Raw genomic sequence first — 26459 nt, 5'->3', positions numbered from 1 at the left:
ATAACGAATCGGCTAAGATGACTAGATCAGAGCGGGCGATTCAGACTTGCATCGCAAAATTCCGTACTACGCCTAAATTACCTAAAAGATCACTTGAAAAAGACTATTTATCTGTCAAATTGGTCGGTAATATAATAATTGAGAAGCTTATTGAGAATACTCGGTAGCTTTGAGTGAATCTTCAAGCACGTTCTGGCAGCCCATTGAAGGATCGAGCAAGTAAATGACATTCGATTTAGTTTATTTCTGTATTGGTTTGGTTTTACTCACTGTTGGCGGTGAAGCATTGATTCGTGGTGCACTTGCTTCCGCTCGGCTACTCGGCGTATCACCTTTATTGAGCGGGCTTGTGATAGTAGGCTTTGGAACCTCAGCACCTGAATTAGTGGTTTCTGTGAACGCTGCTATTGATGGGCAACCTGATATTGCAATTGGAAATGTTATTGGCAGTAATATTGGCAATATCCTACTGATACTCGGGCTATGCGCAATAATTACGCCTTTATCAGTAAGGCCATTGGCTTTACAAAGAGATGCCGTCACAGTTGTTGCAGCTAGTATATTATTCTTGGTCCTTGCTGGAGGAGGAGCGTTAGGTCGATTGGACGCGGCACTTTTAATCGGTGCCTTACTTGTGTACCTGGTTTGGGCTTACTGGAGTGAAAATTTCCACTCAGCACCCTCTGGAGAATTACACAAAGCAGAATCGGAAGAACTTACGGCCGTTCCAAAGTCGGCTATGTCTGCTGTCTTTTCCTCGTTGCATGGTCTGATTCTTTTAATAGCCGGTTCACAAGTTTTTTTGATCGGTGCAACTGGATTAGCTCACCACTTCGGAGTGCCTGAGGCGGTAATTGGCTTAACGTTAGTGGCCGTGGGTACTTCTCTCCCTGAATTGTCTATATCGGTACTTGCAGCTATTCGGCGTCATGCTGATGTAGCTGTCGGCAATATTCTTGGCAGTAACATATTTAATCTGCTCGGAATACTCGGTTTATCGGCATTTCTTCAGCCTCTCCCTATCCCTCCCAGAGTGCTCCAATTTGATCAATGGGTCATGCTTGGAACATCAGTGCTGCTACTTTTGTTCCTTTATACAAGGCGGCAATTGAGCCGAGCTGAAGGCGGAGCACTATTAGTCTGTTATTGCGCGTATGTATGGTTGAGTTTTTCGGTGTACAGTGGCTGAAGTAAATTAGCCTAACCCTTTTCAGTAGCGCTCGGCGTTATTTTTAGAGAGGCATAATTGAACCATCTCGTTAAGTATAATTATCTAAAGAAGACCAAGTAAATCGAATGACCAAAAGTATCTGAAAGCTCAGAACTCAAAGAATAAATTTGTGACATTATTTGGAATGTGAAGCATTCGATAGTTAATTTCTTATTCAATTATACTGAAATATACTTAAGACATTACTGAATGTAGTAACTAAAATTTAAAGTACTCTGAAGAGTCAAAATTATGACTACCAAACTATCCTATAGGCTTGGTAATTTGTGCATTAAATACATTTAATAGCCTTTTATTTCGAATAAATTCATTAAAGGAATAATAATGAAAAAAATTGAAAGTATTATCGTTGCAGTTGCCCTCACTTTATCTTTAGGATATTTCGTTAGCCAAGCTCAAGGCACACCCATGTTCTCAGCCTTTATGCTATTTATCGTGTTAATTGGCGCTCTAACTTTTCAAGAGAAAAGGATAAAAAAACTAGAGGTAATACTTGCCAAACTCAGTGAGCAATAGTAGAAAGTGACGAATGTTTTTTTAAAATAAATGGCACTCTTAAAAGTTTAAAACATTAACGGTGTCTATTAGTTTTGTTTTCTGAATTATGAGCGATGACTATTAATAAAGCTTGCCCCATAGTCGTAAGAAAAAGAGATGGTGCCCTGGAATTGCTCGCCTTTGAGCATCCACTGGCAGGCTATCAATTGGTAAAAGGTACTATTGAGAAGTATGAACCCTTAGAAACAGCCTGTATTAGAGAACTCTTCGAAGAGTCCGGTCTTAATGGGGTGGTTGAATCTTATTTAGGTAAATGGGATTCTAACTTCGAGGGCCAAATATGGGGTTTTTGCCTAATAAAACTGCTGAAAGAACCCAGCGATTCTTGGGTTCACTACTGTCTCGACGATAACGGTCACAATTTCCGATTTTTTTGGCTACCATTAAATAGCGATTTAGACGACAACTGGCATCCACTTTTTAAAGGCGCTATCCGGTTCATTAGGAATCATTTGTAGTAATCACCTTTAAAGCCAAATTTATTTGCCTATTTCATGGTTTCTGTTTGATTGCGACCGCTGCGAAAACAGCTTAAGGTGGGACTAAACATACGAGGAAGATTTCAAATGACTACTCACATTCGCCATGGCATTGGCAACCTTAGACCTTATATTCATGGACCACTTTCGTTAATTGAATTTATAACCCAAGTATTTAATGCCATAGAATTAGAGCGACATGTTTTTGGTTCTGAAAGTTGCCATGTTGAGCTAAATATTGATGGGTCGGTACTTGTCATCGAAGCAGGACAGTTACCTGAGGGAGCTGAAGGTTGGCTCAATTCTTTATATATTTATGTTCCAGATGTTAATGCTACTTATCAAACAGCGATAAAGTTAGGTGCAGAATCAATCGCTGAGCCAGAAGATAAACCCTATCAGGAGAGGCAAGCCGCATTTAAAGACCTTGGCGGGAATACTTGGTGGATAAGTACCTATTTTGGCAGTGAAAACCCTTAAATGGTTATAAGAGAAGCCACAACAAGCGATTGGGAGGCAATATGGCCTATATTTCATCAAGTTGTATCGCTTGGTGATACTTATGGATTCGATATTGATCTTTCGAAGCCTAAAGCTAAACAGCTTTGGCTAGATACACCAAGAAAAACCTTTGTCATTGAAGATAATCACCAAATACTTGGAACGTATTACCTAAAAGCCAACCAGGCCGGTCCTGGCAGTCATGTGTGTAATTGTGGTTATATGGTCTCTGAATCGGCTAGAGGGAAGGGGGTCGCTGCAAAGATGTGTGAACACTCCCAGGCGATGGCATTAAGTTTAGGTTATAAAGCGATGCAGTTTAATTTTGTGGCTTCCAGTAATGAGTCTGCCTTGTACCTTTGGACTAAGTTAGGGTTTGAAACAGTAGGCCGGTTGCCTAAGGCATTTAAACATCCATTAAAAGGATTTATAGATGCCCTCGTTATGTATAAGTGGTTGTAGAATGCATATAAACAAAAAAGGCGCACCCAAATGAACCCAGACACCCAAGCTTATAATGATTCACAAGAAGAACAAAACAAAGCTATTTGTGAGCTTCTTGCTAATGAAATAAACAAAGGCCTCCCAGAGGCTGAGAACAAAATTTGGCATGCACACCCAGTCTGGTTTTTAGATGGAAACCCTATCGTCGGCTACGGAAAACTAAAACACTGTATACGTCTCATGTTTTGGAGTGGACAATCTTTTAAAGGCGACAGTTTAGCTAAAACTGGGAGCTTTAAGGCGGGTGAGGTACGCTATACATCATCAAATCAAGTAAATACAAAGTTACTTCAAAACTGGTTGTCGCAGTCTCGTGATATACAGTGGGATTATAAGAATATAGTTAAGCGAAAAGGGCAGCTAGAAAAGCTAAAGTGATGTTCAATTATCAATCAAGATACTAGATTTTAACGCTTAAACATGTAGGTTCTTTTGACAAAAAACTTGGATGCAAAGCTTTCAAAGTTTAGAACAACAAGAAATTGTAAATGTAATTAATAAGACGCCTATGACTTACGAAGAGTTTAATCATTTTTGCGGTTCATTTAAGGCTACTACTCATGTTGTGCAATGGGGTGGCTCTCATGTTTGGAAAGTAGGTGGTAAGGTTTTCGCAATAGGCGGCTGGGAAAATAACGATAGTAAACCTGCATTTACCTTTAAAACTTCAGAGCAAGACTTCTATTTTCTAAGCGACCACGAATGTTATCGGCCAGCACCTTATTTGGCTTCACGTGGTATGAAGTGGATTCAATTGTTTCAATATACGCCTGATGAGCGAGATAATCTTGAGTATTATATTTCCGAGTCTTATCGTATTGTGGGTTTGGGCCTGTCCAAGAAAAAACAGAAAGAATTAGACCTGAATTTATTAAAATAGGTTTAAGTAATTTGGTTTTATAATGATAATGTGGCCATTTACTTTTTACCTATCTATGGAGAATAGATGCACGAACAATATATGAAAATTGCGTTAGAAGAGGCAAAAAAGGCATTCGAGCTGGGGAATTTACCAATTGGGTGCTGCATTGTACTCAATGGTGAAGTCATTGCTAGAGCCCATAATTTAGTAGACACCAACCAATCTGATTTGCTTCATGCAGAGCTTACAGCTATACGCAGTTGTGAAAATTTACTGTTTAAAAATAAAAGGCAAGCTACCTTGTATTCAACTTTAGAGCCTTGCAGTATGTGTGCAGGTGCATTTGTGAGTGCCAGTATTGGTCAATTGGTGTATGCCGCCGACGATAATTTTGTAGGCTCTATCGCTCTGCTTAAACAAAATCGATATTATGATGAACGACTGAATGTAGTGACCGGTATTTGTAAGGAAGAATCGCAACAGTTGCTCAATGAATATGTTGAATTACATAAAGGTAGAGCTCATTTAAGTTCTAAGGCAACTTGATTTAATTGGCATAGTTATTTTTTAATTACTGCATAAAGGAAGTTATTTGACATATTTTTCTTTAGAAGAAGCATCGAATCGCTACGAACAATACCGGCCTAAAGTGCATGGCGTGATTAAGCATTGGCTTAAAAATGCTGGCATTACCAAACGCTTTGATACAGCCATAGATATTGCTTGCGGAACAGGTGATTCGACTATACCGGTAATCGATATATCTAATTCGGTACAAGGCATAGATTTAAGCGAAGTTATGCTTAACAAAGCTCGCGCTAAAGGTTTAGAAGTAAACCAGTTGGGTTACGAAGCGGCTCATACTCTCGGGCAATTTGATTTAATTACCACTTGCATGGCTTTTCATTGGTTCGACTTTGAACAGGCCGTGCAAGCATATAAACAAGCTTCTAGTGATTCGTCAATTTGGCTAATATACAATTTTTCATTTGGCGGCAGTGTTCACTCAAAAGAATTTAACGATTGGTTTTTCGATACTTACTTAACATTATTTCCGACACCACCGAGAAACAGCCAAACGGCAAATTTTGAGGGGGTTTCTAACCTTGAAAAACTAGACAGTTCAAAGGGAACAATTCCGCTTAGCTTCGATAAAGCAGCACTCATCAAGTACTTAACGACCCAGTCTAATATAGAAGCCGCAGTTCATCAGGGGTCAAGCTATGAAGAAGTAGAGGCTATTCTTCAGGATTCTTTACAATCCATCGTTTTTGATGAGGCTTTCCTATATAACTATAGCTACAGTATTTATAGATATACCAGAGATTCTTAACATGGTTACGTTCGAGCGCCGTTAATGTTATAGGTAAGGGGGCAAGATGCAGGTTAAAGAAATAGAGCTTCATGATGACCTTAGTAGTTTAGTTTCCTTAATAAATAATGCGATGTGGGATGATGCAAATGAAATTTCAGTGTTCGATGTTGAAAGCTTAACGGCCTATTTATCACGCCAAGATACTGTATTCTTAGCCTGCTATATAGATGAGCAAATTGCTGGCATAGCCTCGGCTCGTATTGAAATCAAGCCTTACGGTAAAGAGCAATGGCTCTATATTGATGAAGTGGATGTTTGTGTTAATTTTAGAAAGCTAGGCGTAGGCAAGTACATGATGAAATCACTCCTGACCATAGCGAAAGCGCATAATTGCACGGAAGCATGGTTAGGAACAGAAACGGATAATAAGGCGGCTAATGCATTGTATTCATCGCTAAAGCCAACAGAAATTGAAGAGTTTATTGGATTTAACTTTGATCTAGAAAATTAAATATTTCAAAATTTAGAGTAGGGTGACATTATTGAAAGTCATAAGGTCAAGAGAGTTTAAATCGCAAAGAGCCTGGGGCGCGCTTGATATTTGTAATATGAATGGCATTACTACTCGCCTTCATTGGACAGACGAACCCTATAAATGGCACATCAATGACGGTGAAGAAGTGTTTGTTGTACTAGATGGTGCTGTAGAAATGAAATACAGGGCTAATGGTATAGAGCAGTCTGTAATACTAAATTCAGGCGATATTTTTTATGCCCAAATTGGTACAGAGCATGTTGCTCATCCTCAGGGTGAAGCCCGAATACTGGTCATTGAGAAGGAAGGCAGTATTTAGTAAGCTAAACGGCCTAACAATAATTAAAATTGCGGTGGTTATATGATATCTGGCGCTCATTCTATCATTTACAGCAACGATGCCGATGCAGATCGAAACTTCTTTCGAGATGTATTGAAGTTCCCTCATGTCGATGTAGGAGGTGGATGGTTGATCTTTAAATTACCGCCTTCTGAATTAGCCTTTCATCCTATTCAGGGCAGCAGTAAGCAAGAATTTTACCTAACGTGTGATGATATACATTCATTTATAGAATCAATGTCGGAAAATAAAATACCTTGTACAGATATCCAAGATGAATCTTGGGGGCTGCTTGTACATATTACACTGCCGGGTGGCAGTAATTTAGGTGTGTATCAACCTCTTCACGCCAGCCCACATGAATGATTTTAGCGAAAACGGTTTTACCGTTTTCCGTAATTTTTATGATGCAAACGAGCTGGGTTTTTTAACTACCATTGCTCAACGCTTTCATCAGCAGTGGCTTTTAGACAATAAGATTTGGTACCAAAAGAAGGCTGTCAATTCGGCTGAGCTAACGCTTAAAGGTTCTTTATCAGAAGAAAATAGGTGGGCTTTATTTGATTTTATCAGCCGTGATAAGTTGATTGATTGCGTTAAAAAATTTGTCAGTAGCAACGCTGTTTTTATGAACACTCAACTGTTTTTTGATCCTTTTAATAAAAACCAGAAAAACTACTGGCACAGAGATCCGCAATACCATTTATCAGAATCGGAACAAAAAGAGGCACTTAAAGGGCCTAAAGTTGTTCATTTTCGCATTCCTTTGTTTAATGAGCCTGGTTTGGAGTTTATTCCTGGTAGCCATCACCAGTGGGATAACGAGGAAGAGCTCAATGTAAGGTTAGAAAAAAATGGCCGTAAAAACCATGAAGACTTGCCTAATGGTGTTGCAGTACCTTTGCAAAAAGGTGATTTGCTAGCTTTTGATGCAAATATGATTCATCGAGGGTTGTATGGGCATGATCGTTTAGCGTTGGATATTTTATTTTGTGAGCCCAGCCCTGAACTCGTTAAATTCATAAATTGTAATTGTTATCCTGATCAATCAAAAATACATTTGCTAGACAATGCGAGTGTTTTCAAACTTACGTCTACTTCACTATAAGGAAAATTAGTATGTTAAATGTGTATCTTTCAGGTGAAATCCATACGGATTGGCGCGAACAAATCATTAGTGGCTGTGGCGAAGGTGCTTTCAAATTTACTTCAGCTATAACAGACCATGAGGCTAGCGATGCCGCTGGAGATGTACTGGGCAAAGAGAATAATGGATTTTGGCGCGATCATAAATCAGCCAAAGTTAATGCTATGCGAACTAAGAACCTTATCGAACAGTGTGATATTGCAATTATTCGTTTTGGAGATAAATATAAGCAGTGGAATGCGGCATTTGATGCCGGATATTGCGCTGCATTAGGAACACCTTATATAACTTTGCACAGTGAAGACATTATTCACCCACTAAAAGAAGTAGATGCAGCAGCTCATGCTTGGGCGACTAGTCCGCAACAGGTGGTTGAACTGCTCAACTATATTGCAGGAGATCTTTAAGCTTCAATCCGTCCAGAAAGGGGTTGAAACTCAATTTTCAACTATACTCTTTAAGAGTTAAAGTCTAAGGGCAGCTAACGTTGAAACTTAAGTTTATAAGGAGGCTGGCATGAGAAATTACATTCGGTCTTTGGCATTTATAATGGCGACAGGGCTTTTAGCGGTACCCATAGCTACTTCAGAGACGCAAACTAACCAAGGTACCTTGCCTAAATTAGAGTTAAGCGTTGGAGAGTGGCCTCCGTTCCTTGGTGAAAACTTACCAAAGCAGGGCCTAATTGCCAATTTACTCACGGACGTTTTTATAGACGCTGGGTATCAAGTGGAATTCAATTTTCTACCCTGGATTAGAGCTTATCAGGTTACCGCAAAAGGCGATTATGCCGCGACAGCTGTATGGATGTTTAAAGAAGAACGCGCTGAAGACTTTTACTACAGTGACCCTGTATTAAATGAAATGTTTGTATTTATCTATCGTAAAGATGATTCATTTGATTGGACTACTATGGAAGACCTGCAAGGGAAGCTAATAGGCGGTGGTCTAGGGTACAGTTATGGCGCCGAATTCGACGAAGCCTTGGAACAGGGTGTTTTTAAACAAATCCGTTTGCCAACGGTAGAGCAAAATTTAAGGATGTTGGCGGCAGGGCGGACAGATGTTTATGCCGAAGAAATAAGCGTGGCTAAATATACGTTGAATAATTTTGCGCCTGATTTAAAAAATGAGCTGGTTTTTCATACTAAGCCAATTCTTGAAAATCAAAGTTTTGTGTTGTTTCCGAAGAGTGACCCTAATAGCTTAGTCTTACTAGAAAAATTTAATGAAGCCCTGGCAAGTTTTAGACAATCTGGGCGTTACGATAACTATTTAGACTAAAATCAAAGCAAAAAAAAACCGGCCTAGGCCGGTTTTTTTATTGGCAGGTAATTTTACTCACCGGCTTTTTCTTCTTCCATCTTACGACGCTTAACTTCACGAGGATCGTTGGCTGCACGTTGTTTAGGTGCTTTCTCGTCAGTCTCAATCGCTATTGATGCTTCTTGCTTTACTTCTTCTGCAGCTGGCTCTTCTGTTTGCTCAGTAGGAGTTTCTGCAATAGGCTCATGTGCAACCTTAGGTTCAGGTGAATCGGCTAAAGTTACAGCACTCACGGCTTCGACAGTAGGCGTTACTTCAACTGCTTTTTCAACTTCAACCGCTTTTGGGGCTTCAACCGCTTCAGCTTTAATTGCAACCTCAGTTGCCTCTTCTACTTTAACATCGGTAGTGGCTGGAGTAAGTTTTTCTGTGGTTTCTAAAACGGTTTCTTTTGGTTCTACAACCACATCTTTACTTGCCTCTGCTTTTGCCTTTGCTTCGGCTTTAGCCACGGCTGCAGGAGCTTTACCCAGCATTTCGAAATCTATGTCATTCACAATGCCTTCCGGTTTAGCTGGCTTAACACGCTTGCTTGCATTTTTACTGTCGCCACGAGACTTACGGTTTGCGCCGATTTCATCGCTTGCAACGCGTCCTGTAGAAGTATCACGACTTGGGCGGCGTTTCGTGTTTTTACGAGGTGCAGGAGCTTTATCGGCTGCTGGCTTACTCGTATTATTACTTGGCGCTTCAGAAGTGACTGCTGGCTTCTCTTTCGCTTCAGGCTTGTTACGATTGTTTTGGCGCTTATCGTTGTTGCGGTTGTTATTGTTTCTACCGCGGTTATTGTTTCGGTTTCGGTTTTGTGGGCGATCCGAATGAGGGCGCTTGTTGGGAGTTGAAGCAGGTTTTTTGACCGGAGCTTCTTCTTCATCGCTGCTGAAAATACCGCTGATTGCTGAAGCTATTTTTGCGAATAAGCCAGGTCCTTTCGCTGTTGCTTTTTTCACCGGTTTTGCAGGTGATGCTTTAGCTACGGGTGCCGCTTCTGGTACAGGAGCATGAGTAGGCGTTAACGCACTGATTGCCGCTTCTTCAACCTTGGGTTGAACTTCTAATACCGTTTCAGTTTCTAAAGGTGTAGATTCAAATTTAATGGCAAAACTTGCTTCACCTGAAACCAAAGATTCATCGTCATCGCGCATGCGAATCACTTCATAGTGAGGTGTTTCCATTTGAGGATTCGGAACAACCAACACATGAACTTTATTACGCTTTTCTATCTCTGAGATAGCATCGCGCTTTTCATTTAATAAGAAGGTAGCCACGGCAAGTGGAACAATTGTTCGGATTTGGGCTGTACGTTCTTTAAGTGACTCTTCTTCGATTAAACGTAAAATAGCCAAAGATAGAGATTTAACATCACGAATTGTGCCATGGCCATTACAGCGAGGGCAGACAATGCCACTGGTTTCGCCTAAAGAAGGGCGCAAACGCTGACGAGACATTTCAAGTAATCCAAATTTTGACAAACGTCCAATTTGTACACGCGCTCTGTCTGTGTTGGTTGATTCTTTAATCTTGTTTTCAATTTCACGCTGATGCTTTGCTTGGTGCATATCGATAAAGTCGATAACTACTAAGCCGCCCATGTCGCGCAATCGAAGTTGACGAGCAATTTCTTCTGCGGCTTCCATGTTGGTGTTGAAAGCAGTATCTTCGATATCACTGCCTTTAGTTGCTCGGCTAGAGTTAATATCAATAGAAACCAGTGCTTCTGTTGGATCAATAACAATTGAGCCGCCGCTTGGAAGCTTCACTTCACGCTGGAAGGCCGTTTCAATTTGAGATTCAATTTGGTAACGGTTAAAAAGCGGAACAGAATCATCATACAATTTGATTTTGTTCTGATAACCAGGCATTACCTTTTGTACAAAGTCTAACGCGTAGTTATAAGCTTCTTTGGTATCGATCATTACGGCATCGATATCTTGGCGCAAGTAATCGCGAATGGCGCGCAGAATTACGTTGCTCTCTTGTAAGATCAAGAATGGAGCAGGGCGAGTCTCAGAAGCTTCTTTGATAGAAGCCCATAATTGAATGAGGTAGTCTAGATCCCATTGCAATTCTTGAGTGGTACGACCAATACCTGCCGTACGAACAATCATGCCCATACCGTTTGGAACATTAACGCCTTGAAGCGCATCGCGAATCTGAGCACGTTCGTCGCCTTCAATTCGACGAGATATTCCGCCAGCGCGTGCATTGTTCGGCATTAAAACAAGGTAACGACCGGCTAAGCTGATCATTGTAGTGAGTGCCGCACCTTTATTGCCACGTTCTTCTTTATCTACCTGAACAATAACTTCAGTGCCTTCTTTTACTAACTCTTTAATACTTGAGCGAGAAGACATGGAGGGATCGATAAAATATTCGCGGGCAATTTCTTTAAGGGGGAGGAAACCGTGTCGGTCGGCGCCGAATTCAACAAATGCGGCTTCTAAACTGGGTTCTATTCGGGTGATTCTTCCTTTGTAAATGTTGGCTTTCTTTTGTTCTCTAAAACCAGTTTCAATATCTAAATCGTATAGTTTTTGACCATCTACAAGGGCAACACGCAGCTCTTCGGCTTGTGTTGCGTTTATTAACATTCTCTTCATTGAGGATTATTACTCTATTTGTAAGTTTCAGAGCAACAAGGCAGGTGCCACAGCCGGCTAACACCGATAGAAATCGATTAATACTAAAAACTTCGCACTTATGGTGCGTAAGCTAACGATATTTAACCTTAAAATATTTTCGCCCTTGGACAGAGTCTTACGGAGATACCGGCTCTCTTTAGTCGCTTTCTCGCCTTTGTAATGGAAAGCGTGCTTCCGGTGGCGCAAAAATATTAAAACTGTACATTCTGTTCTTGCTGCCCAACCAATTAATTAAGTGTTGGGCATATAGCCTATCCGCCTGTGTCATCGCTGGACGGTAGCCTAAATATACCAAGCAAGTTGAATATAGCAGTAAATACCCGCTGCTTCAATCTTGTATAACCTGTTATCATCATGTTTTTACACTGTTGTTTATAAGGTTGCTACGTGTCTGGAGTTCGTTTTATAGAAGTTGAAGAAGATCGCTCAGGTCAGCGGTTAGATAACTTCTTGATGTATTATTTGAATAATGTCCCTAAAAGCCGAATTTATCGCATCATCCGTAAGGGAGAGGTGCGAATTAATAAAAAACGAGCCAAGCCAGAAACAAAACTTTGTACAGGCGATTCTGTGCGAATACCGCCTGTATCAGATTCAGAAAAAGTCGTAGAAATTGCACAGCCTAGCCAGGGATTAAGGTCAGCACTCGAAAAATCAGTCGTTTACGAAGATGACGTAATGATGGCTGTAAATAAACCCAGTGGGCTGGCTGTACACGGGGGCTCTGGGTTAAAGCTTGGCCTTATAGAAGCTTTGAGAGCTGATAGAACAGAGGATAAGTTTTTAGAGTTAGTGCATCGATTAGACCGCGATACTTCGGGCATTGTTTTGGTGGCAAAAAAAAGAAAAGCATTAACGTTGATGCAAGATGAGTTTCGTTTAAAAAGAGACGTTCAAAAAACCTATTGGTGCTTAGTGAAAGGCCAGTGGCCAGAGTCGGTGAAAAAAATTGACGCCCCGTTGTTACGCCACGATGAAAGCCAATCGGGTGAACGGAGAGTGTCCGTGCACCCAGATGGAAAGCCCTCTGTAACAAAATTTAGACTGCTCAAGCAATTTGAAGACTGTGCTTGGATAGAGGCGCAACCGGTGACAGGGCGTACACATCAAATTCGTGTCCATTGCGTGGAAGCCGGATGCCCAATTCTGGGGGATGATAAATATCAAGATTCGCAATGTGAGCTAATTGCTAAAAAAATAGGGCTTAAGCGGCTTTTTCTACACGCGGCTCGGTTAACGATTCCGCACCCTATAGAGCGTAAAGAAATGGCTTTTATTGCTGACTTAGAGCCAAAGCTTAAGGCACTATTAGCATCATTGAGTTAAATAGAGGTTGATTATGTTAGGCATTGGTCAAAGTAAAGATTCAGCACCCAGTTCAAAAGAGCCTTCCGCAAAGGAATGGAAGCTAATCGAACGTGTCGTTATGGCAAATACGGACGAATTAAAACGAAGCCGTCGCTGGGGTATATTTTTTAAGATTCTAACGTTCGTCTATTTATTTGGCTTACTCTTTCTATTTCTAGATGCCAGCAATGCGGGCAAAGAAGGGACTGCTACTGGTGGCCATACGGCGGTCATTGATGTACAGGGTGTCATTGCCGACGGCAAGCCAGCTGGCGCAGATGCTGTCGTGAGTAGTTTGCGAGCTGCGCTTAAAAACGAAGATACTAAAGTGGTTATTTTACGAATAAATAGCCCAGGTGGTAGCCCAGTGCAATCTTCATACATTTACAATGAAATTATACGGTTAAGAGATCTGCACCCCGAAGTGCCTATTCATTCAGTCATATCAGACTCGGGCGCGAGTGGTGCCTATTATATTGCCGCGGCGACCGAAAACATTTATGCAAACGGAGCCAGTATTGTGGGCTCTATTGGTGTTACATCAGCTCAGTTTGGGTTCCAAGAATTACTCGATAAACTTGGTGTGGAACGTCGGCAGTTCACTTCTGGCGAGCATAAAGCCTTTTTAGACCCCTTTGTTGAATTAAAAGAAGAAGAAAAAGCCCTCTTTGAAACACTGTTGAATGATGTTCACCAGCAATTTATAGATGATGTGAAAGCAGGCCGAGGAGACCGCCTGAAACCGACGGAAAAGACTTTTTCAGGGCTATTCTGGACCGGACGACAAGCGCTTGAAATGGGTTTAGTTGATGGTTTGAAGTCAACGTCAGAGCTTGCGCGCGAGCTAGGTTATGAGCAAGTCGTTGATTATACTTATCGGCCTTCACCGCTACAGTCATTTGCCGATTCACTAGGGGTCAGCATTGCTAAAGCCTTGTTAAGTTTATCTTCAGAGCAAGGCTTTTCGCTTCGCTAAACGGCCAGACAGGCAGGCTGGTTAAATCTGCCTGCCTGTAACTGTGTTTTTTAAGGCAGGCTGAAACCGGCTTTTCGCAACAAATTACAGGTTGCTATTAAGGGCAGTCCGATTAAAGCGCTGGGGTCTTCCGAGATGACTTTTTCAAACAAACTAATGCCCAAAGATTCTGCTTTGAAGCTGCCAGCGCAATTTAACGGCTGGTCTTTTGCTATATATCGTTCTATTTCGGACTGAGTAAGCTTCCTGAAGCTAACCGTTGTTGTTATGCAACTTTTGTAGCTCTTAGTTCCATTGATTAAGCAAATGGCGCTGTAGAAGGTTGCAGTTTTGCCGCTGCACATAGAAAGTTGCTTAACGGCGTTTTCAACGGTGTTAGGCTTCGTTAACAGTGTGTTGTCTGGCGAAACGGCCACCTGGTCTGAACCAAGCACCCAGCATTGTGAAAAATGATCCATTACGCTCTCTGCTTTTTGTTGAGCTAACGTTAAGGCAAGCGTACTGGGCTTTAAAGCCGGGTCATGAAATTCTTCAATCTGTGAGTTAACGGCTTGATATTTAAGGCCTAATGTCGATAATTGCTGCTGTTTATAGGTTGATGTGCTGGCGAAAATTAAGGGGTTCAATGTTTTATGATCCTTTTATTTAGCATTAGTGGCGTAAAACCTTGTTTTTGAGCGGTTTTTTGTGAAAAAGGCTTTGACTTACTCTAACTCATACGTATCATACCGCGCCTATGTCAAATTTCGAGTTACCGGAACATGTAAACCCTTATCAGTTAGCCGATAGAGAGACTAACTTGGAAGGAGTGATAAGTGGCAGCCGGTTGGAACGCCTTGCAGATGCTACTGCTGGAGAACCCTCTGAAGCGCACGCTACATTGCGATTTTTCAGAGATGAATCTAACAGACGCGTGATAGCAGGGCAGGTAAACGGCGTTGCGAAAGTGCAATGCCAACGATGCCTTAATGCATTTGGTTATAAGTTATCAGGTGAGTTTCAGCTTGCTTTGGTCTATAACGAAGAAATGTCTAAGGGATTGCCGGCGCATTTGGATGCACTTTTATTGCTACCAGATGAAGCCATGGATGTAGCGGATGTGATCGAGGAAGAGCTATTATTGTGCTTGCCGATCCACGCAAAGCATCCAGCAGGTGAATGCCGGATTGAAACCCAATTTGGAGAGGTTGGTGAAGAACAGGAAACTGAGAAAACACCCAACCCATTCGATGTATTAAAAGATTTGAAGTAAATCTTCAAAAAAATATCAATTAGGAGGCTTTGGGCCATGGCAGTTCAAAAAAGTAAAGTGACTCGTTCACGTCGCGGAATGCGTCGCTCACACGATGCGTTAAAAGCACCAGAATTAACAGTAGATGCTACGACTGGCGAAACTCATCGTCGTCATCACGTATCCCCTGATGGCTTTTACAAAGGCCGTAAAGTTGTTGCAGGTAGCGACGACTAATTCTTGAGATGGCAAAACTTGCCGTCGATATACACGGAGGGGACTTTGGCCCCTTCGTTGTAATCCCTTCTTGTTTAGACTTCTTTCGTTCTAACCCCCAGCATTTCGGCTATTTATTTGGCAATGCCCAAAGTTATCGTGCATATGTTTCTGAAAGCCCAGCGAATGTTGAGTGGATAGACACCGATGAATTATCCGATATCGAGCGTGCTACACCCTCTAAGCTGTTAAGAAAATCGGGTACCAGCTCCATAGAAATAGCTTATAAAGCGCTGTCTAATAAAGATGTCGATGCGATTGTATCGGCCGAGCATACGGGCGTATTACTCGCTTTATCTACAAAATATGGTCAGCTGCACAGTCAATTGAATCGCCCAGTACTCGCTTCTTGGTTACCTACGACATCTTCTGAAACCGTGATGCTCGATTTAGGTGCTTCTTTTTCGGCAACTTCCGACCAACTGGTAGCCTATGCCGCTGTTGGCATTGGATTGATGCGTAGCCGCTACTCAACACCTAAAGTCAGCCTGTTAAACCTAGGGACTGAAGCCTTTAAAGGGCCTCTCGAATTACGTACCGCCTACCAGGTATTGTCTCAATGGGAGGGAATAGAATTTCAAGGCTTTATTGAAGCGAATGATCTTTATTGTGGGCGAACCCACATTGTCGCTACGGATGGCTTTACCGGTAATACTGCCATTAAGTCAGCGGAAGGCGCATTAAAGCTCACCCTCAGTTCCGTTTCGGATCAATTTACCGCGTCTATTTGGCATAAATTGCTTGGATTGGTTTTAAAATATCGATTAAAAAGCGTCGTTTCACAACTTCACCCAGACAATGCAAACGGAGCATTGGTCGCAGGGTCTGATTTAATTGTCATAAAAAGCCATGGCAATGCTCGACGAAGAGCACTTACCGCGGCTCTGAATCGTGCTGTTGATGCAATAGAAAGCCAATCGGCTGAGCGAATATGGGAAGAACTCGACAAAGTTCGCTAAATTAGCGTCTGTTTCGATGCTGAATTCGGTTTGGTCGATGCCTAGAATTCATAAATGTTTTAACAGGGTTCGCCTTTTAAAAACAACCAATCTCGTCATAATCGCCTGCAAATTACAGTTAATGGTAGAGAAGTATGTCAAAAGTCGCCTTTGTTTTTCCTGGTCAAGGTTCTCAACAGATTGGTATGCTGGCTGATATAGCTCAGTCTTATCCTGTCATTTCTGAGACGTTCAGTGAAGCAAGTGATGTTCTAGGCTACGACATGAGCGCTCTAATTAATGATGGGCCGATAGAGTTATTAAACAGTACTGAAAAAACACAGCCGGCATTGCTTTGCGCAAGTGTAGCCTTGTTTAGAGCGTTTACAGCCAATACAGACATACAGCCTAGCTATATGGCGGGTCATAGTCTTGGTGAGTACAGTGCGTTGGTTGCTTCTGGCGTCATTTCATTTGCCGATGCAGTTAAGTTAGTTGAAATGCGCGGTCAATTTATGCAAAAAGCAGTACCCGCAGGTGAAGGCTTAATGGCCGCTATATTGGGCTTAGATGATGATAAAGTTGTCGAGGTTTGCCAGCAAGCTGCACAAGGCGAAGTGGTCTCTGCTGTTAACTTTAATACAACCGGCCAGGTGGTCATTGCTGGTCAAAAAAGCGCCGTAGAACGCGCAATGGCGGCATTAAAAGAAGCCGGTGCCAAACGAGCAATGCCATTGAATGTGAGTGTACCTTCTCATTGCGCTCTGATGAAACCAGCCGCGGATCAACTTGCCGAGCAATTGACCGCTATAAATTTTACAGCACCTAACTGCCCAATTATTCAAAACCGTGTTGCAAAAGCCGTTACTAACCTTGATGAAATTCGAGCCAACTTATTAGAGCAGCTTTATATGCCTGTTTTATGGACTAACTCAGTATCTTATATGGCCGATCAAGGAGTAGAAGAAATTATTGAATGTGGCCCAGGCAAAGTTTTATCTGGGTTAAATAAGCGAATTGCAAAAGATACTACACACACGGCTATCGGAAGTTTAAGCGCGTTTGAAGAACGAGTAGGGAAATAAACATGACAGATTCAAAAAAAGTAGCACTGGTCACTGGGGCAAGTCGAGGAATTGGCGCAGCGGTTGCCGATAACTTAGGTGAACAAGGCTTTATCGTTGTTGGTACAGCCACCTCTGAAAATGGCGCAAATGCTATTACTGAGCGCTTACATAGCAAAGGCATTGAAGGTAAAGGTTACTGCTTAAATGTAACGGATGCTGAATCAATAAAAGCGACTTTAGCGGCCATTAAAGAAGATTATTCTGATCCGGCTGTGCTCGTAAATAATGCAGGCATTACAAAAGATAATCTATTTTTACGCATGAAAGATGAAGAGTGGCAGTCTGTGTTAGACACCAACTTAACGTCGGTTTTCGCCATGAGCAAAGCGGTTATCAAATCTATGACTCGCGCTCGTTATGGTCGCATTATTAATATCTCTTCAGTAGTTGGGTCTATGGGGAACGCAGGCCAGGCTAACTACTGCGCCGCGAAGGCTGGGGTTGAAGGATTTACACGTTCTCTAGCTCGTGAAATTGGGTCTCGCTCAATAACAGTTAACTCAGTTGCACCTGGTTTTATTCAAACCGATATGACACACGAGTTACCCGAAAACGTTAAAGAAACACTTTTAAAACAAATTCCATTGGCACGCTTAGGCTTGCCAGATGAAATCGCCCATGCGGTTGCATTCTTAGCCAGTGATAACGCTTCGTATATCACAGGTGAAACTTTGCATGTTAATGGCGGCATGTATATGGGATAATTCCTGCAAGTTGAAAGTCTTTTGACTTGCTCAAAGGTTTACTATTTATATAAACTAACCGGCACATTAGCAGTGCCAAATACATATTAGGGAGTGTTCATAATGAGCAACATTGAAGATCGCGTTAAAAAAATCGTTTGCGAACAGTTAGGTGCTAAAGAAGAAGACGTTACAAATCAAGCTTCTTTCATCGATGACTTAGGCGCTGACTCTTTAGACACAGTAAACTTAGTAATGGCTCTTGAAGAAGAGTTCGAAACTGAAATTGCTGATGAAGATTCAGAGAAGCTAACTTCTGTTCAAGACGCGATTGATTACATCAACAATCACTTGTCTTAAGACGTACAGAATTAATTAGTATCGAAAGCCGTAAGCTTTAAAGGATTACGGCTTTTTTTATGCAAAAAATCGGAGTATTACATGACTAAAAGACGCGTAGTGGTGACCGGAATGGGGTGCATTAGCCCGCTCGGTAACACCGTGAAAGATACTTGGGATGGTATTCTTGCAGGTAAAAGTGGTGTTAATTTAATTGAGAATTTTGATACCGAGAAATTCACAACTAAGTTTGCTGCGCAGGTCAAAAACTTTGACCCTTCCGATTACATGAATTCTAAAGATACCAAAAAAATGGATGGCTTTATTCAGTACGGCATTGCTGCTGCTGTGGAAGCTATTGCCGATTCTGGTATTGAAGTTACCGATTCTAATGCAAGCCGAATGGGTGTTGCTATTGGATCGGGTATTGGTGGTTTAGATACCATTGAAACCAATTTCTTGGCGATGCAAAAATCGGGTCCAAGAAGAATGTCGCCATTTTTTGTTCCAGCGGCCATCATCAATATGATCTCGGGTAACTTGTCTATTCAATACGGGTTTAAAGGCCCTAATATCGCAATCACCACAGCCTGCACCACAGGCACCCATAACATTGGCTATTCAGCGCGAACAATTGCGTATGGTGATGCCGATGTGATGATCGCGGGCGGTGCTGAAATGGCTTCAGGGCGTTTAGGTATGGGTGGTTTCGGTGCAGCTCGCGCACTATCTACTCGCAATGATGATCCTACAAGCGCAAGTCGCCCGTGGGACGTTGATCGTGATGGTTTTGTGTTAGGCGATGGCGCAGCCGTATTGGTGCTAGAAGAATACGAACACGCCAAGGCTCGCGGCGCTCAAATTTATGCAGAAATGACTGGCTTTGGCATGAGCGGCGATGCATACCACATGACATCACCACCTGAAGATGGCTCTGGCGCTGCAGCATCTATGCAAAACGCTCTAAATGATGCCAAGCTTAATGCTGTCGACATTAACTACATTAATGCACACGGTACATCGACTCCTGCAGGCGATGTAGCTGAATCTCAGGCGGCTAAATCTATTTATGGCGCAGATTCCGATAAAATTGTGGTTAGCTCTACTAAATCTATGGTTGGTCATTTGTTAGGGGCAGCCGGTGCAATCGAGGCTGTTTTTAGTGTTTTGGCAATACGTGATCAAGTAGCACCGCCAACAATCAACCTAGACAACCCAGATCCACGTTGTGATCTGGATTACGTACCTCACACGGCTAGGAATATGGAAATAAACCATGCTTTGAGCAATTCGTTTGGTTTTGGTGGTACAAACGGATCTCTCATATTTAGTAAAATCTGATAACATTAAGGGCTCATTTAGAGCCCTTTTTTTATTATGGAAATATTATTGGTTAATGGCCAAGATGCGTTAATAGAAGCGAACCATCGTGCGCTCGCGTATGGAGATGGATTGTTTGAAACTTGTTTGGTCAGCCATCGAACGATTCACTTTTTAGCCGCCCATTTACAAAGGCTAATGGACGGCGCTAAGAAACTGCTGCTCCCGTTTGATGATGCGCAAAAGCTTAGCCTTAAGCAAGATGTCGTTCATCTTACAAGTCATATCAACGAGCCTCATGTTTTAAAAATCATGCTGTTACGTAAGGCACCGGGTCGCGGCTATGACTTTAACCCTAAGGTGCAAGGATTAGACGTTGTTATTCAACTAAATCCTTATCAAAAGCCCGATTGGTGCCAGGGCGCAAAGGTTGTTGAATCCAGCATTCCCGTTTCAGAAAATGCCTATTTAGCCGGTATCAAACACTTAAACAGATTAGACTCCGTGTTAGCTCGGCAGGAAGCTCGAAGTGAAGGTGCGCACGACGCGCTCATGCTAACTAGCAAACGACGCGTCATTGAATCGAGTATGGCTAATGTTTTTTTAAAAGTTCAGGGGCAATGGTTTACTCCCATTCTAGATACGGCTGGCGTGAATGGCATTATTAGACAACACTTATTGAGTGCCTTTAGTTCTCAAATTTTAGAACAGCATATAGACCAAGCGACATTAGCGCAGGTAGAATCCGCATTCTTAACGAATAGTTTGATGGGAATTATCCCAATAATCGAATTAAACCAACGCAAGCTCGAGTTGTGCTCAAATCTTACTCAATTTACTCATTCACTAAGGCTACTTCGTGATTAAAAAGCTTTTCTTAATTTTACCTCTAATCGTATTAATCGCGATTTTAGGTTACGGCAATTATGTTTATAACCAATTCACTTTACCGCTAAAAATACAAGAGCCTACTTTGTATACCGTGGAAAACGGATCCAGCGTTCGCAAGGTTTTGTCCGATTTTGAGCAAAAAGGTTGGATGACACAATCTAGGGCGGCTGAGTTGTATTTACGGTATTTAGAAAAAACCGCCATACAACGGGGCGACTATGAGTTAACCTCTGGTTTAACCCCTATGGCTGCCATAGAGAAAATGATTGAAGGTAAAAAAGTGCTCAGCACTATTTCGTTCATCGAAGGCCACCGCTTTAGCGAGTTACTTAAAACACTCGCCTCCCATAGCGATATAAAGCAAACTCTGACTGGTTTAGCTGTCGAAGAGATTGTTGCAAAGGTAAGCTCAGACATTAAACACCCTGAAGGCTGGTTTTTCCCAGACACCTACCATTTCGAGAAAGGGACTACCGATTTACACATTCTAAAAACAGCCTATCAACGCACTAAAAATGTTCTAGCGCAAGAATGGGAAAATCGATCAGATAAAGCTGCAGTAAAAACGCCTTACGACGCGCTAATTTTAGCCTCGATCATTGAAAAAGAGACTGGTGCCGCGTTTGAGCGACCAATGATTTCGGGGGTATTCACTCGTCGGTTGAAAAAGGGTATGCGATTGCAAACCGACCCAACGGTTATATACGGTTTAGGCGATAACTTCAGTGGCAATCTTACGCGTACTCATTTACGCACAGACACGCCTTATAACACCTATACGCGGAAGGGCTTGCCACCTACGCCAATTGCCAGTGCGGGTCGAGAGGCTATTTTTGCAGCTCTAAACCCCAGTGACGGTACAACTTTGTTTTTTGTAGCCAAAGGTGACGGCACTCACTACTTTTCGACTACATTAGAAGAACACAATAGCGCCGTTCGTCAGTATCAGCGCTTTGGGCGCCGAGAAGATTATCAATCTGCCCCAAGCACCGAGGATTCAAAATAATGACCGGTCGTTTTATCTCCATTGAAGGCCTTGAAGGCGTCGGAAAATCGACCCAGGCTAAGCACTTAAACGATTGGATTGCCAATAAAGGGCACACCATTGTTCGTACTCGAGAACCTGGCGGTACACCTATTGCTGAAGCTGTACGAGACCTTGTTTTAGAGCATCACAGCGAAAAGATGATGCCCTCAACAGAGCTACTGCTTGTATTTGCATCGAGAGCACAACATACCGAAGCGCTCATTCGGCCCAATTTAAATGACGGGCATTGGGTGCTTTCCGACAGATACACCGACGCAACCTATGCCTACCAGGGCGGTGGCAGAGGGTTAGATTTAGACCTGATCAGTAATCTTGAGCGTATAGTGCTAAACGGCTTTAAACCCGACCTCACGCTTTGGCTAGATTGCGATGCTGAGATTGGCTTAGCAAGAGCCAAGCAACGTGGCGCTCTAGATAGAATTGAGCAAGAAGAGATAGGCTTCTTTAATCGCTGTAGAGCAGCCTACCAACAGCGATTTAACGCTGACCCCAGCCGCTTCATACGACTCGATGCTAACCAAACCGAGGCTCAGGTGAAAAAAGACTTAATTAATGCATTGGAGGGATGGTATGAGCAACTTTCCTAACTGGTTAGAAGCCGACTACCAAAACTTAGCCAAACAATACGCTCATAGTACCTTGCCGCATGGTTTAATGATGGTAGGGCGCATAGGAAACGGTAGCCGAGAGGCCAGCTTACGATTAATTGCCGCCTTAATGTGTATTGCGCCAATAAATGGTGATGCTTGCTCAACGTGCAAATCTTGCCAATTGCTCGCGAGCGGCTCTCACCCGGATTATTTAAAGGTAGAGCCGGAAGGAAAAAGCCAAACCATCAAAGTAGACGCAATTCGCCAATTAACGCATTTAGTATCAGAAACGGCACAACAATCTGGCAATAAGGTTGTGTTTATTCAAAACGCAGAAAAAATGAACCTGAATGCTGCAAATGCGTTATTAAAAGTTCTAGAAGAACCGACACAAAATACGTTTTTATTAATGGAAGTAGAAGAATTAAGCCGAATACTGCCAACGGTTCGATCTCGCAGCCGAATCGTTAGATTGAACGGACCGCAACCCCAGGAATCACTAGACTGGATGGCGCTTCAAGGTGTTACCAAAGAAGACGCCAGCCGAAAGCTAGCCATGTGCTTTGGGCTTCCTTTTTCGGCGTTAACACTATCTAATGAGGCTGAAGCTGCGTGGTTAGAGCGTGAAACGACCTTCTTGCGACCCTCTTCATTTACGACGCTGGGCAAATTTATAAACAGCCAATCGTTGCCAGAGCTATTGGAGCAAGTGTTATATTGGGTAGATGAGAGCTTGAGGCAAAGGCAAACCCCAAAGAGCGACAACACAGGCGTTTCTGAATCAATGCTGCAGGAACTCAATAAAGTGCCTTCAATTTTGCTTTTTAAATTTCGCGACTATATTGTAGGCATGCTAACATCAGTTAAAAATCAGGCGAATTTGAATACTCAGTTGATGAGCGAACAAATTGCGGCACGATGGTTAAAAATGAGAGGATTAATATGAACCCTAAGTTGGGTGGAGCACGTAGCGGTATTTTATCGGTCACCATGAAAGATAAAGCCGTGTTATATGCTGCGTTTATGCCATTTGTACAAAATGGTGGGTTATTTATTGCCACAAACAAGCGATTTAATATTGGCGACGATGTCTTTTTACTACTCACATTGATGGATGAACCCGAGAAAATACCAGTAGCGGGTAAAGTTATCTGGTTAACACCAAGAGGTGCGCAGGGGAACCGAGCCACTGGCATCGGCGTGCAGTTTTCTAAAAAGAATGAAATGGCAAAAGATAAAATAGAAAAATACTTAGCCGGCGCGTTAAATTCGGATAAGCCAACACACACAATGTAAGACTTGGCATGAGTCTTTAATTTCAGTACTGTTAAAGCTCATTTGATCAGTACTGAAATTGCTATGCCTATTCAGATAATCCTTTCAGACCTTCATGATCAAGAGCCCGTTGAAAGTGCGCTTATTGCCACGGCCTTCAATTTGTTAGTTAAGCACCCGGAAAAACCGCTGTCTGTTACGCAAGTTATCAAAGCCGCTGGTGTAAGCCGCGCTAGTTTTTATAAATACTTTTCGAATAAAGAAGATTTATTTGCCGCCATATTACTATCAGAAGAACTTGCAATTCACGGCCTCATAAAACAAATGAGTCACGAACACTCAGCAGGCGAGCTATTAAAGAACTATTTAAATTACTGCATTCAAAATATTAAAAAGTATAAACTTTTAGGTCAGCTCGAAACCATTCTACAGAAGAATAACGAGACTATTGAACGCTTTACTCGCTGGAAACTGTTAAGAGCTAGCCACGTGGATGAATTTTCAGCCGCCATACAATCTACATTACCGGCCGAACATAAGTTGGATGAAGAGAATATTCGCTTTTACTATGGACTGATATGGTCGATTGCTTCAGGCGTTTCACATTTAACCGATTCTGATTATTTTCACGAATTAATCGCTGACAAGCGTGGTTTTTCAAAGTTTTTATTAGAATCGGTGTACACAATAGGGGAGAAAACCTAATGGGATTATCCGATATACTCAGCCAAGTTGATGGAATGTCTGATCCGCCTGTGGAGCAATGGAACCCTGAATTTTGTGGTGAAATTGATATTGAAATTAAACGAAATGGCGACTGGTTCCATGAAGGAAGTAAGATAGGGCGAATAAAACTTGTGAAACTATTTGCTTCCATTCTGAAGCGTGAAGGAGAGCATTTTTTCTTAGTGACGCCCGTCGAAAAAGTACAAATAAAGGTAGAGTCTACTCCCTTAGTTGCTGTTCGCTTTGAATGTGTCGACAATACTTTAGTGTTTTACAATAACTTGGATCAACAGATCATCTTAGATGCAAACCATCCCATTGACGTTTCGAACGGCGAGCCAGCCATTATTTGGAAACGTAAAATACCAGCCAGACTCACAACAAAACTGATGTATCAACTGCAACTATTTGCCATTGAGCAAGGTGGGTTAAAAGATGACGGTTTATACATTAGCAGCAATGACCATTCATTCTTGCTAGAAAAAACGTCATAAACAAAAAAGGCTTCTAAACAGAAGCCCTTGATTTTATTGCACTTATTACATATTTGGATAGTTTGGCCCACCGGCGCCTTCTGGGGTTACCCAAGTAATATTCTGGGCTGGGTCTTTAATGTCGCATGTTTTACAATGCACGCAGTTTTGAGAGTTTATCTGGAAGTTTTTCGTACCAGATTCATCCTCTACAATTTCGTACACGCCAGCAGGGCAGTACCGTTGTGCAGGCTCTGCAAACTTAGGTAAGTTTTGAGCAAGAGGAATCGTTGAATCTTTTAACTTCAAATGAACGGGCTGGTCTTCCTCATGGTTTGTATTCGATAAAAAGACTGAACTCAGCTTATCGAACGACAATACGCCATCGGGTTTCGGGTAGTGAATTTCTTTGCATTCGCTCGCAGGCTTTAAAGTCGCATGATCTGGAACAGGATCCGTCATGGTCCAGGGTAGCTTTCCTTTAAAGATATTAATATCAATAAAGACATAAGCAGACCCTAATATGTTGCCCCATTTGTGTTGAGCTGGGCTGAAGTTCCGCTGTAAGTGCAACTCTTTTTGTAATGAGCTTGCAGCAAAGGCTTCAGAAAATTGCGTTAAATCTTTTCCGTAGTCAGCTTCATCTATTTGGTTGAAAATAGTATCTGCCGCCAAAATACCTGACTTCATTGCCGTGTGAGAACCTTTAATTTTAGCACCATTCATGGTGCCGGCATCACAACCTATAAGCAGCCCACCTGGGAAGTGCATTTTAGGAAGGCATTGTGGCCCGCCTTTGTTTAGCGCGCGAGCGCCATAGGAAATTCGCTTGCCACCTTTCAATACTTTTGCAAAAACTGGGTGGCTCTTTAATCGTTGGAACTCATCAAATGGCGATAAGTATGGGTTGTCATAACCTAAATCGGTTATTAAACCAACGACCACTTGATTATCTTCAAGATGATACATAAAACTACCACCTGCGGCACCGTGTTCTTGCAGTGGCCAGCCGGCTGTGTGCACGACTAACCCTTGCTCATGAACTTCATCGCTCACTTGCCACAATTCTTTGATACCCAAACCGAAATGTTGAGTGTCTTTACCTTCATCAAGCTTAAACTTGGCAATTAACTGTTTACCTAGGTGGCCACGAGCGCCTTCGGCGAAAACGGTTGTTTTGGCGTGAAGCTCCATGCCAGGCATGTATGAATCTTTCTGAGATCCGTCTTCTGCTACGCCCATATCACCGGTAATGATGCCTTTTACGGCTCCGTTTTCATCATAAAGAACGTCTGCAGCCGTAAAACCTGGGAAGATCTCTACGCCCATGCCTTCGGCTTGTTCAGCCAACCAGCGACACAGGTTTCCTAGACTAATAATATAGTTGCCTTCGTTATGCATTGTACTCGGTGCAAACACGCCTGGTACTTTAATGGTGCTCGATTCAGATCTTAAAACATGAATCTCATCTCGAACCACCTTGGTGTTTAGAGGTGCGCCCATTTCTGACCAATCTGGGAATAATTCGGATAAAACTTCAGGCTCAAAAACCGCACCTGACATAATATGAGCACCGACTTCAGAGCCTTTTTCAACGACACAGACTGTTATTTCTTTTGATTCTTTCTGTGCATTTTGCATCAGACGAATGGCTGTTGATAAGCCTGCAGGACCGGCACCCACAACAACAACATCAAATTCCATAGATTCGCGTTCCATAGAGACCCCTTTTTTATCGTAATGGCTCAAATTTTAAAAATTCGTTTTATTATTGGGTTA

General features: G+C 42.2%; 37 protein-coding genes. 32 read left to right on the top strand and 5 right to left on the bottom strand.

Annotated features, from left to right (window positions below; genetic code table 11):
• Positions 1-17: 17 nt before the first annotated feature.
• The 15 genes from QWZ13_RS11535 to QWZ13_RS11465 all read left to right on the top strand — a co-directional run bounded on the left by QWZ13_RS11535 (position 18) and on the right by QWZ13_RS11465 (position 8756).
• Positions 18-167 carry a hypothetical protein gene (locus QWZ13_RS11535; protein ID WP_290281903.1) on the top strand — a complete coding sequence of 50 codons (150 nt, stop codon included), beginning with the start codon at positions 18-20 and terminating at the stop codon, positions 165-167.
• A gap of 56 nt (positions 168-223) precedes the next feature.
• Positions 224-1189: a calcium/sodium antiporter gene (locus QWZ13_RS11530; protein WP_290281902.1), complete on the top strand. Its 966-nt coding sequence runs from the start codon at positions 224-226 to the stop codon at positions 1187-1189.
• Positions 1190-1842: 653 nt separating this feature from the next.
• Entirely contained in the window at positions 1843-2247 is a 405-nt protein-coding gene (locus tag QWZ13_RS11525) for an NUDIX hydrolase (RefSeq protein WP_290281901.1), read from the top strand.
• A 51-nt stretch (positions 2248-2298) separates the two neighbouring features.
• Complete coding sequence (locus QWZ13_RS11520) at positions 2299-2748, top strand: VOC family protein (RefSeq protein WP_290281900.1); 450 nt, start codon at positions 2299-2301, stop codon at positions 2746-2748.
• Entirely contained in the window at positions 2749-3231 is a 483-nt protein-coding gene (locus QWZ13_RS11515; RefSeq protein ID WP_290281899.1) for a GNAT family N-acetyltransferase, read from the top strand.
• A 30-nt stretch (positions 3232-3261) separates the two neighbouring features.
• Positions 3262-3651: a DUF1801 domain-containing protein gene (locus tag QWZ13_RS11510; protein WP_290281897.1), complete on the top strand. Its 390-nt coding sequence runs from the start codon at positions 3262-3264 to the stop codon at positions 3649-3651.
• Between the two features lie 70 nt (positions 3652-3721).
• A complete protein-coding gene (locus QWZ13_RS11505) occupies positions 3722-4153 on the top strand; it encodes an MmcQ/YjbR family DNA-binding protein (protein ID WP_353958982.1) in 432 nt (143 codons plus the stop codon).
• Between the two features lie 66 nt (positions 4154-4219).
• Complete coding sequence (locus QWZ13_RS11500) at positions 4220-4681, top strand: nucleoside deaminase (RefSeq protein ID WP_290281896.1); 462 nt, start codon at positions 4220-4222, stop codon at positions 4679-4681.
• A gap of 46 nt (positions 4682-4727) precedes the next feature.
• Positions 4728-5468, top strand: a complete 741-nt coding sequence (locus QWZ13_RS11495) for a class I SAM-dependent methyltransferase (RefSeq protein ID WP_290281895.1) — start codon at positions 4728-4730, stop codon at positions 5466-5468.
• 46 nt (positions 5469-5514) lie between these two features.
• Complete coding sequence (locus QWZ13_RS11490; RefSeq protein WP_290281894.1) at positions 5515-5961, top strand: GNAT family N-acetyltransferase; 447 nt, start codon at positions 5515-5517, stop codon at positions 5959-5961.
• Positions 5962-5992: 31 nt separating this feature from the next.
• Entirely contained in the window at positions 5993-6304 is a 312-nt protein-coding gene (locus QWZ13_RS11485) for a cupin domain-containing protein (protein ID WP_290281893.1), read from the top strand.
• Positions 6305-6346: 42 nt separating this feature from the next.
• Complete coding sequence (locus QWZ13_RS11480) at positions 6347-6691, top strand: VOC family protein (protein ID WP_290281892.1); 345 nt, start codon at positions 6347-6349, stop codon at positions 6689-6691.
• Positions 6654-7433 (top strand): phytanoyl-CoA dioxygenase family protein, encoded by a 780-nt coding sequence (locus QWZ13_RS11475; protein ID WP_290281891.1) that lies wholly within the window; start codon positions 6654-6656, stop codon positions 7431-7433. The genes QWZ13_RS11480 and QWZ13_RS11475 overlap by 38 nt, the downstream gene beginning before the upstream one ends.
• Before the next feature lie 11 nt (positions 7434-7444).
• On the top strand, positions 7445-7879 hold the full coding sequence (locus tag QWZ13_RS11470; RefSeq protein WP_290281890.1) for a YtoQ family protein: 435 nt from the start codon (positions 7445-7447) through the stop codon (positions 7877-7879).
• 109 nt (positions 7880-7988) lie between these two features.
• Positions 7989-8756, top strand: coding sequence for a substrate-binding periplasmic protein (locus tag QWZ13_RS11465; protein WP_290281889.1), 768 nt, complete (start codon positions 7989-7991; stop codon positions 8754-8756).
• A gap of 53 nt (positions 8757-8809) precedes the next feature.
• On the opposite strand, the gene rne is transcribed toward QWZ13_RS11465, so the two are convergent.
• The 3 genes from rne to QWZ13_RS11450 all read right to left on the bottom strand — a co-directional run bounded on the left by rne (position 8810) and on the right by QWZ13_RS11450 (position 11735).
• Positions 8810-11389, bottom strand: coding sequence for a ribonuclease E (rne, locus tag QWZ13_RS11460; protein WP_290283345.1), 2580 nt, complete (start codon positions 11387-11389; stop codon positions 8810-8812).
• 66 nt (positions 11390-11455) lie between these two features.
• A complete protein-coding gene (locus tag QWZ13_RS11455; protein ID WP_290281888.1) occupies positions 11456-11626 on the bottom strand; it encodes a hypothetical protein in 171 nt (56 codons plus the stop codon).
• Positions 11577-11735, bottom strand: a complete 159-nt coding sequence (locus tag QWZ13_RS11450) for a hypothetical protein (RefSeq protein ID WP_290281887.1) — start codon at positions 11733-11735, stop codon at positions 11577-11579. Before QWZ13_RS11450 ends, QWZ13_RS11455 begins: the two co-directional genes overlap by 50 nt.
• Positions 11736-11827: 92 nt before the next feature.
• On the opposite strand from QWZ13_RS11450, the gene QWZ13_RS11445 reads away from it, so the two are divergent.
• Positions 11828-12766 carry an RluA family pseudouridine synthase gene (locus QWZ13_RS11445; protein ID WP_290281886.1) on the top strand — a complete coding sequence of 313 codons (939 nt, stop codon included), beginning with the start codon at positions 11828-11830 and terminating at the stop codon, positions 12764-12766.
• Positions 12767-12779: 13 nt separating this feature from the next.
• Positions 12780-13763: a signal peptide peptidase SppA gene (sppA, locus tag QWZ13_RS11440; RefSeq protein WP_290281885.1), complete on the top strand. Its 984-nt coding sequence runs from the start codon at positions 12780-12782 to the stop codon at positions 13761-13763.
• A gap of 50 nt (positions 13764-13813) precedes the next feature.
• Here the strand turns inward: sppA and QWZ13_RS11435 are convergent, their stop codons facing one another.
• The gene (locus QWZ13_RS11435) at positions 13814-14389 is read right to left on the bottom strand and encodes a Maf family protein (RefSeq protein ID WP_290281884.1); all 576 of its coding nucleotides are present in this window, start codon (positions 14387-14389) and stop codon (positions 13814-13816) included.
• A 110-nt stretch (positions 14390-14499) separates the two neighbouring features.
• Between QWZ13_RS11435 and QWZ13_RS11430 the strand changes: the two genes are divergently transcribed.
• The 15 genes from QWZ13_RS11430 (at position 14500) to QWZ13_RS11360 (ending at position 24701) form a co-directional block, all read left to right on the top strand.
• Positions 14500-15015: a YceD family protein gene (locus QWZ13_RS11430; protein ID WP_215999697.1), complete on the top strand. Its 516-nt coding sequence runs from the start codon at positions 14500-14502 to the stop codon at positions 15013-15015.
• Positions 15016-15051: 36 nt separating this feature from the next.
• Positions 15052-15231: a 50S ribosomal protein L32 gene (gene rpmF, locus QWZ13_RS11425; protein WP_290281883.1), complete on the top strand. Its 180-nt coding sequence runs from the start codon at positions 15052-15054 to the stop codon at positions 15229-15231.
• Positions 15232-15239: 8 nt separating this feature from the next.
• A complete protein-coding gene (locus QWZ13_RS11420; RefSeq protein WP_290281882.1) occupies positions 15240-16229 on the top strand; it encodes a phosphate acyltransferase in 990 nt (329 codons plus the stop codon).
• 16 nt (positions 16230-16245) lie between these two features.
• On the top strand, positions 16246-16425 hold the full coding sequence (locus QWZ13_RS11415; RefSeq protein WP_290281881.1) for a hypothetical protein: 180 nt from the start codon (positions 16246-16248) through the stop codon (positions 16423-16425).
• Positions 16364-17293, top strand: coding sequence for an ACP S-malonyltransferase (fabD, locus tag QWZ13_RS11410; protein ID WP_290281880.1), 930 nt, complete (start codon positions 16364-16366; stop codon positions 17291-17293). Before QWZ13_RS11415 ends, fabD begins: the two co-directional genes overlap by 62 nt.
• 2 nt (positions 17294-17295) lie before the next feature.
• Positions 17296-18039, top strand: coding sequence for a 3-oxoacyl-ACP reductase FabG (gene fabG, locus QWZ13_RS11405; protein ID WP_290281879.1), 744 nt, complete (start codon positions 17296-17298; stop codon positions 18037-18039).
• Between the two features lie 102 nt (positions 18040-18141).
• Positions 18142-18378, top strand: a complete 237-nt coding sequence (gene acpP, locus QWZ13_RS11400; protein WP_215999692.1) for an acyl carrier protein — start codon at positions 18142-18144, stop codon at positions 18376-18378.
• Positions 18379-18459: 81 nt separating this feature from the next.
• The gene (fabF, locus tag QWZ13_RS11395) at positions 18460-19698 is read left to right on the top strand and encodes a beta-ketoacyl-ACP synthase II (protein WP_290281878.1); all 1239 of its coding nucleotides are present in this window, start codon (positions 18460-18462) and stop codon (positions 19696-19698) included.
• A gap of 36 nt (positions 19699-19734) precedes the next feature.
• Positions 19735-20544 (top strand): aminodeoxychorismate lyase, encoded by an 810-nt coding sequence (gene pabC, locus QWZ13_RS11390; protein WP_290281877.1) that lies wholly within the window; start codon positions 19735-19737, stop codon positions 20542-20544.
• Entirely contained in the window at positions 20537-21574 is a 1038-nt protein-coding gene (gene mltG / locus QWZ13_RS11385; RefSeq protein WP_290281876.1) for an endolytic transglycosylase MltG, read from the top strand. Before pabC ends, mltG begins: the two co-directional genes overlap by 8 nt.
• On the top strand, positions 21574-22203 hold the full coding sequence (gene tmk / locus QWZ13_RS11380) for a dTMP kinase (RefSeq protein ID WP_290281875.1): 630 nt from the start codon (positions 21574-21576) through the stop codon (positions 22201-22203). Before mltG ends, tmk begins: the two co-directional genes overlap by 1 nt.
• Entirely contained in the window at positions 22187-23152 is a 966-nt protein-coding gene (gene holB, locus QWZ13_RS11375) for a DNA polymerase III subunit delta' (RefSeq protein ID WP_290281874.1), read from the top strand. The genes tmk and holB overlap by 17 nt, the downstream gene beginning before the upstream one ends.
• A complete protein-coding gene (locus QWZ13_RS11370) occupies positions 23149-23502 on the top strand; it encodes a PilZ domain-containing protein (RefSeq protein ID WP_215999686.1) in 354 nt (117 codons plus the stop codon). Before holB ends, QWZ13_RS11370 begins: the two co-directional genes overlap by 4 nt.
• Positions 23503-23544: 42 nt before the next feature.
• Positions 23545-24186, top strand: a complete 642-nt coding sequence (locus tag QWZ13_RS11365) for a TetR/AcrR family transcriptional regulator (protein ID WP_290281873.1) — start codon at positions 23545-23547, stop codon at positions 24184-24186.
• On the top strand, positions 24186-24701 hold the full coding sequence (locus QWZ13_RS11360) for a DUF1285 domain-containing protein (protein ID WP_290281872.1): 516 nt from the start codon (positions 24186-24188) through the stop codon (positions 24699-24701). The genes QWZ13_RS11365 and QWZ13_RS11360 overlap by 1 nt, the downstream gene beginning before the upstream one ends.
• 45 nt (positions 24702-24746) lie before the next feature.
• On the opposite strand, the gene QWZ13_RS11355 is transcribed toward QWZ13_RS11360, so the two are convergent.
• Positions 24747-26399 (bottom strand): electron transfer flavoprotein-ubiquinone oxidoreductase, encoded by a 1653-nt coding sequence (locus QWZ13_RS11355; RefSeq protein WP_290281871.1) that lies wholly within the window; start codon positions 26397-26399, stop codon positions 24747-24749.
• Positions 26400-26459 lie beyond the last annotated feature (60 nt).

This window comes from Reinekea marina (genome assembly GCF_030409715.1).
GTDB lineage: Bacteria > Pseudomonadota > Gammaproteobacteria > Pseudomonadales > Natronospirillaceae > Reinekea > Reinekea marina.
This window is presented reverse-complemented; position numbering and strand designations above follow the sequence as displayed.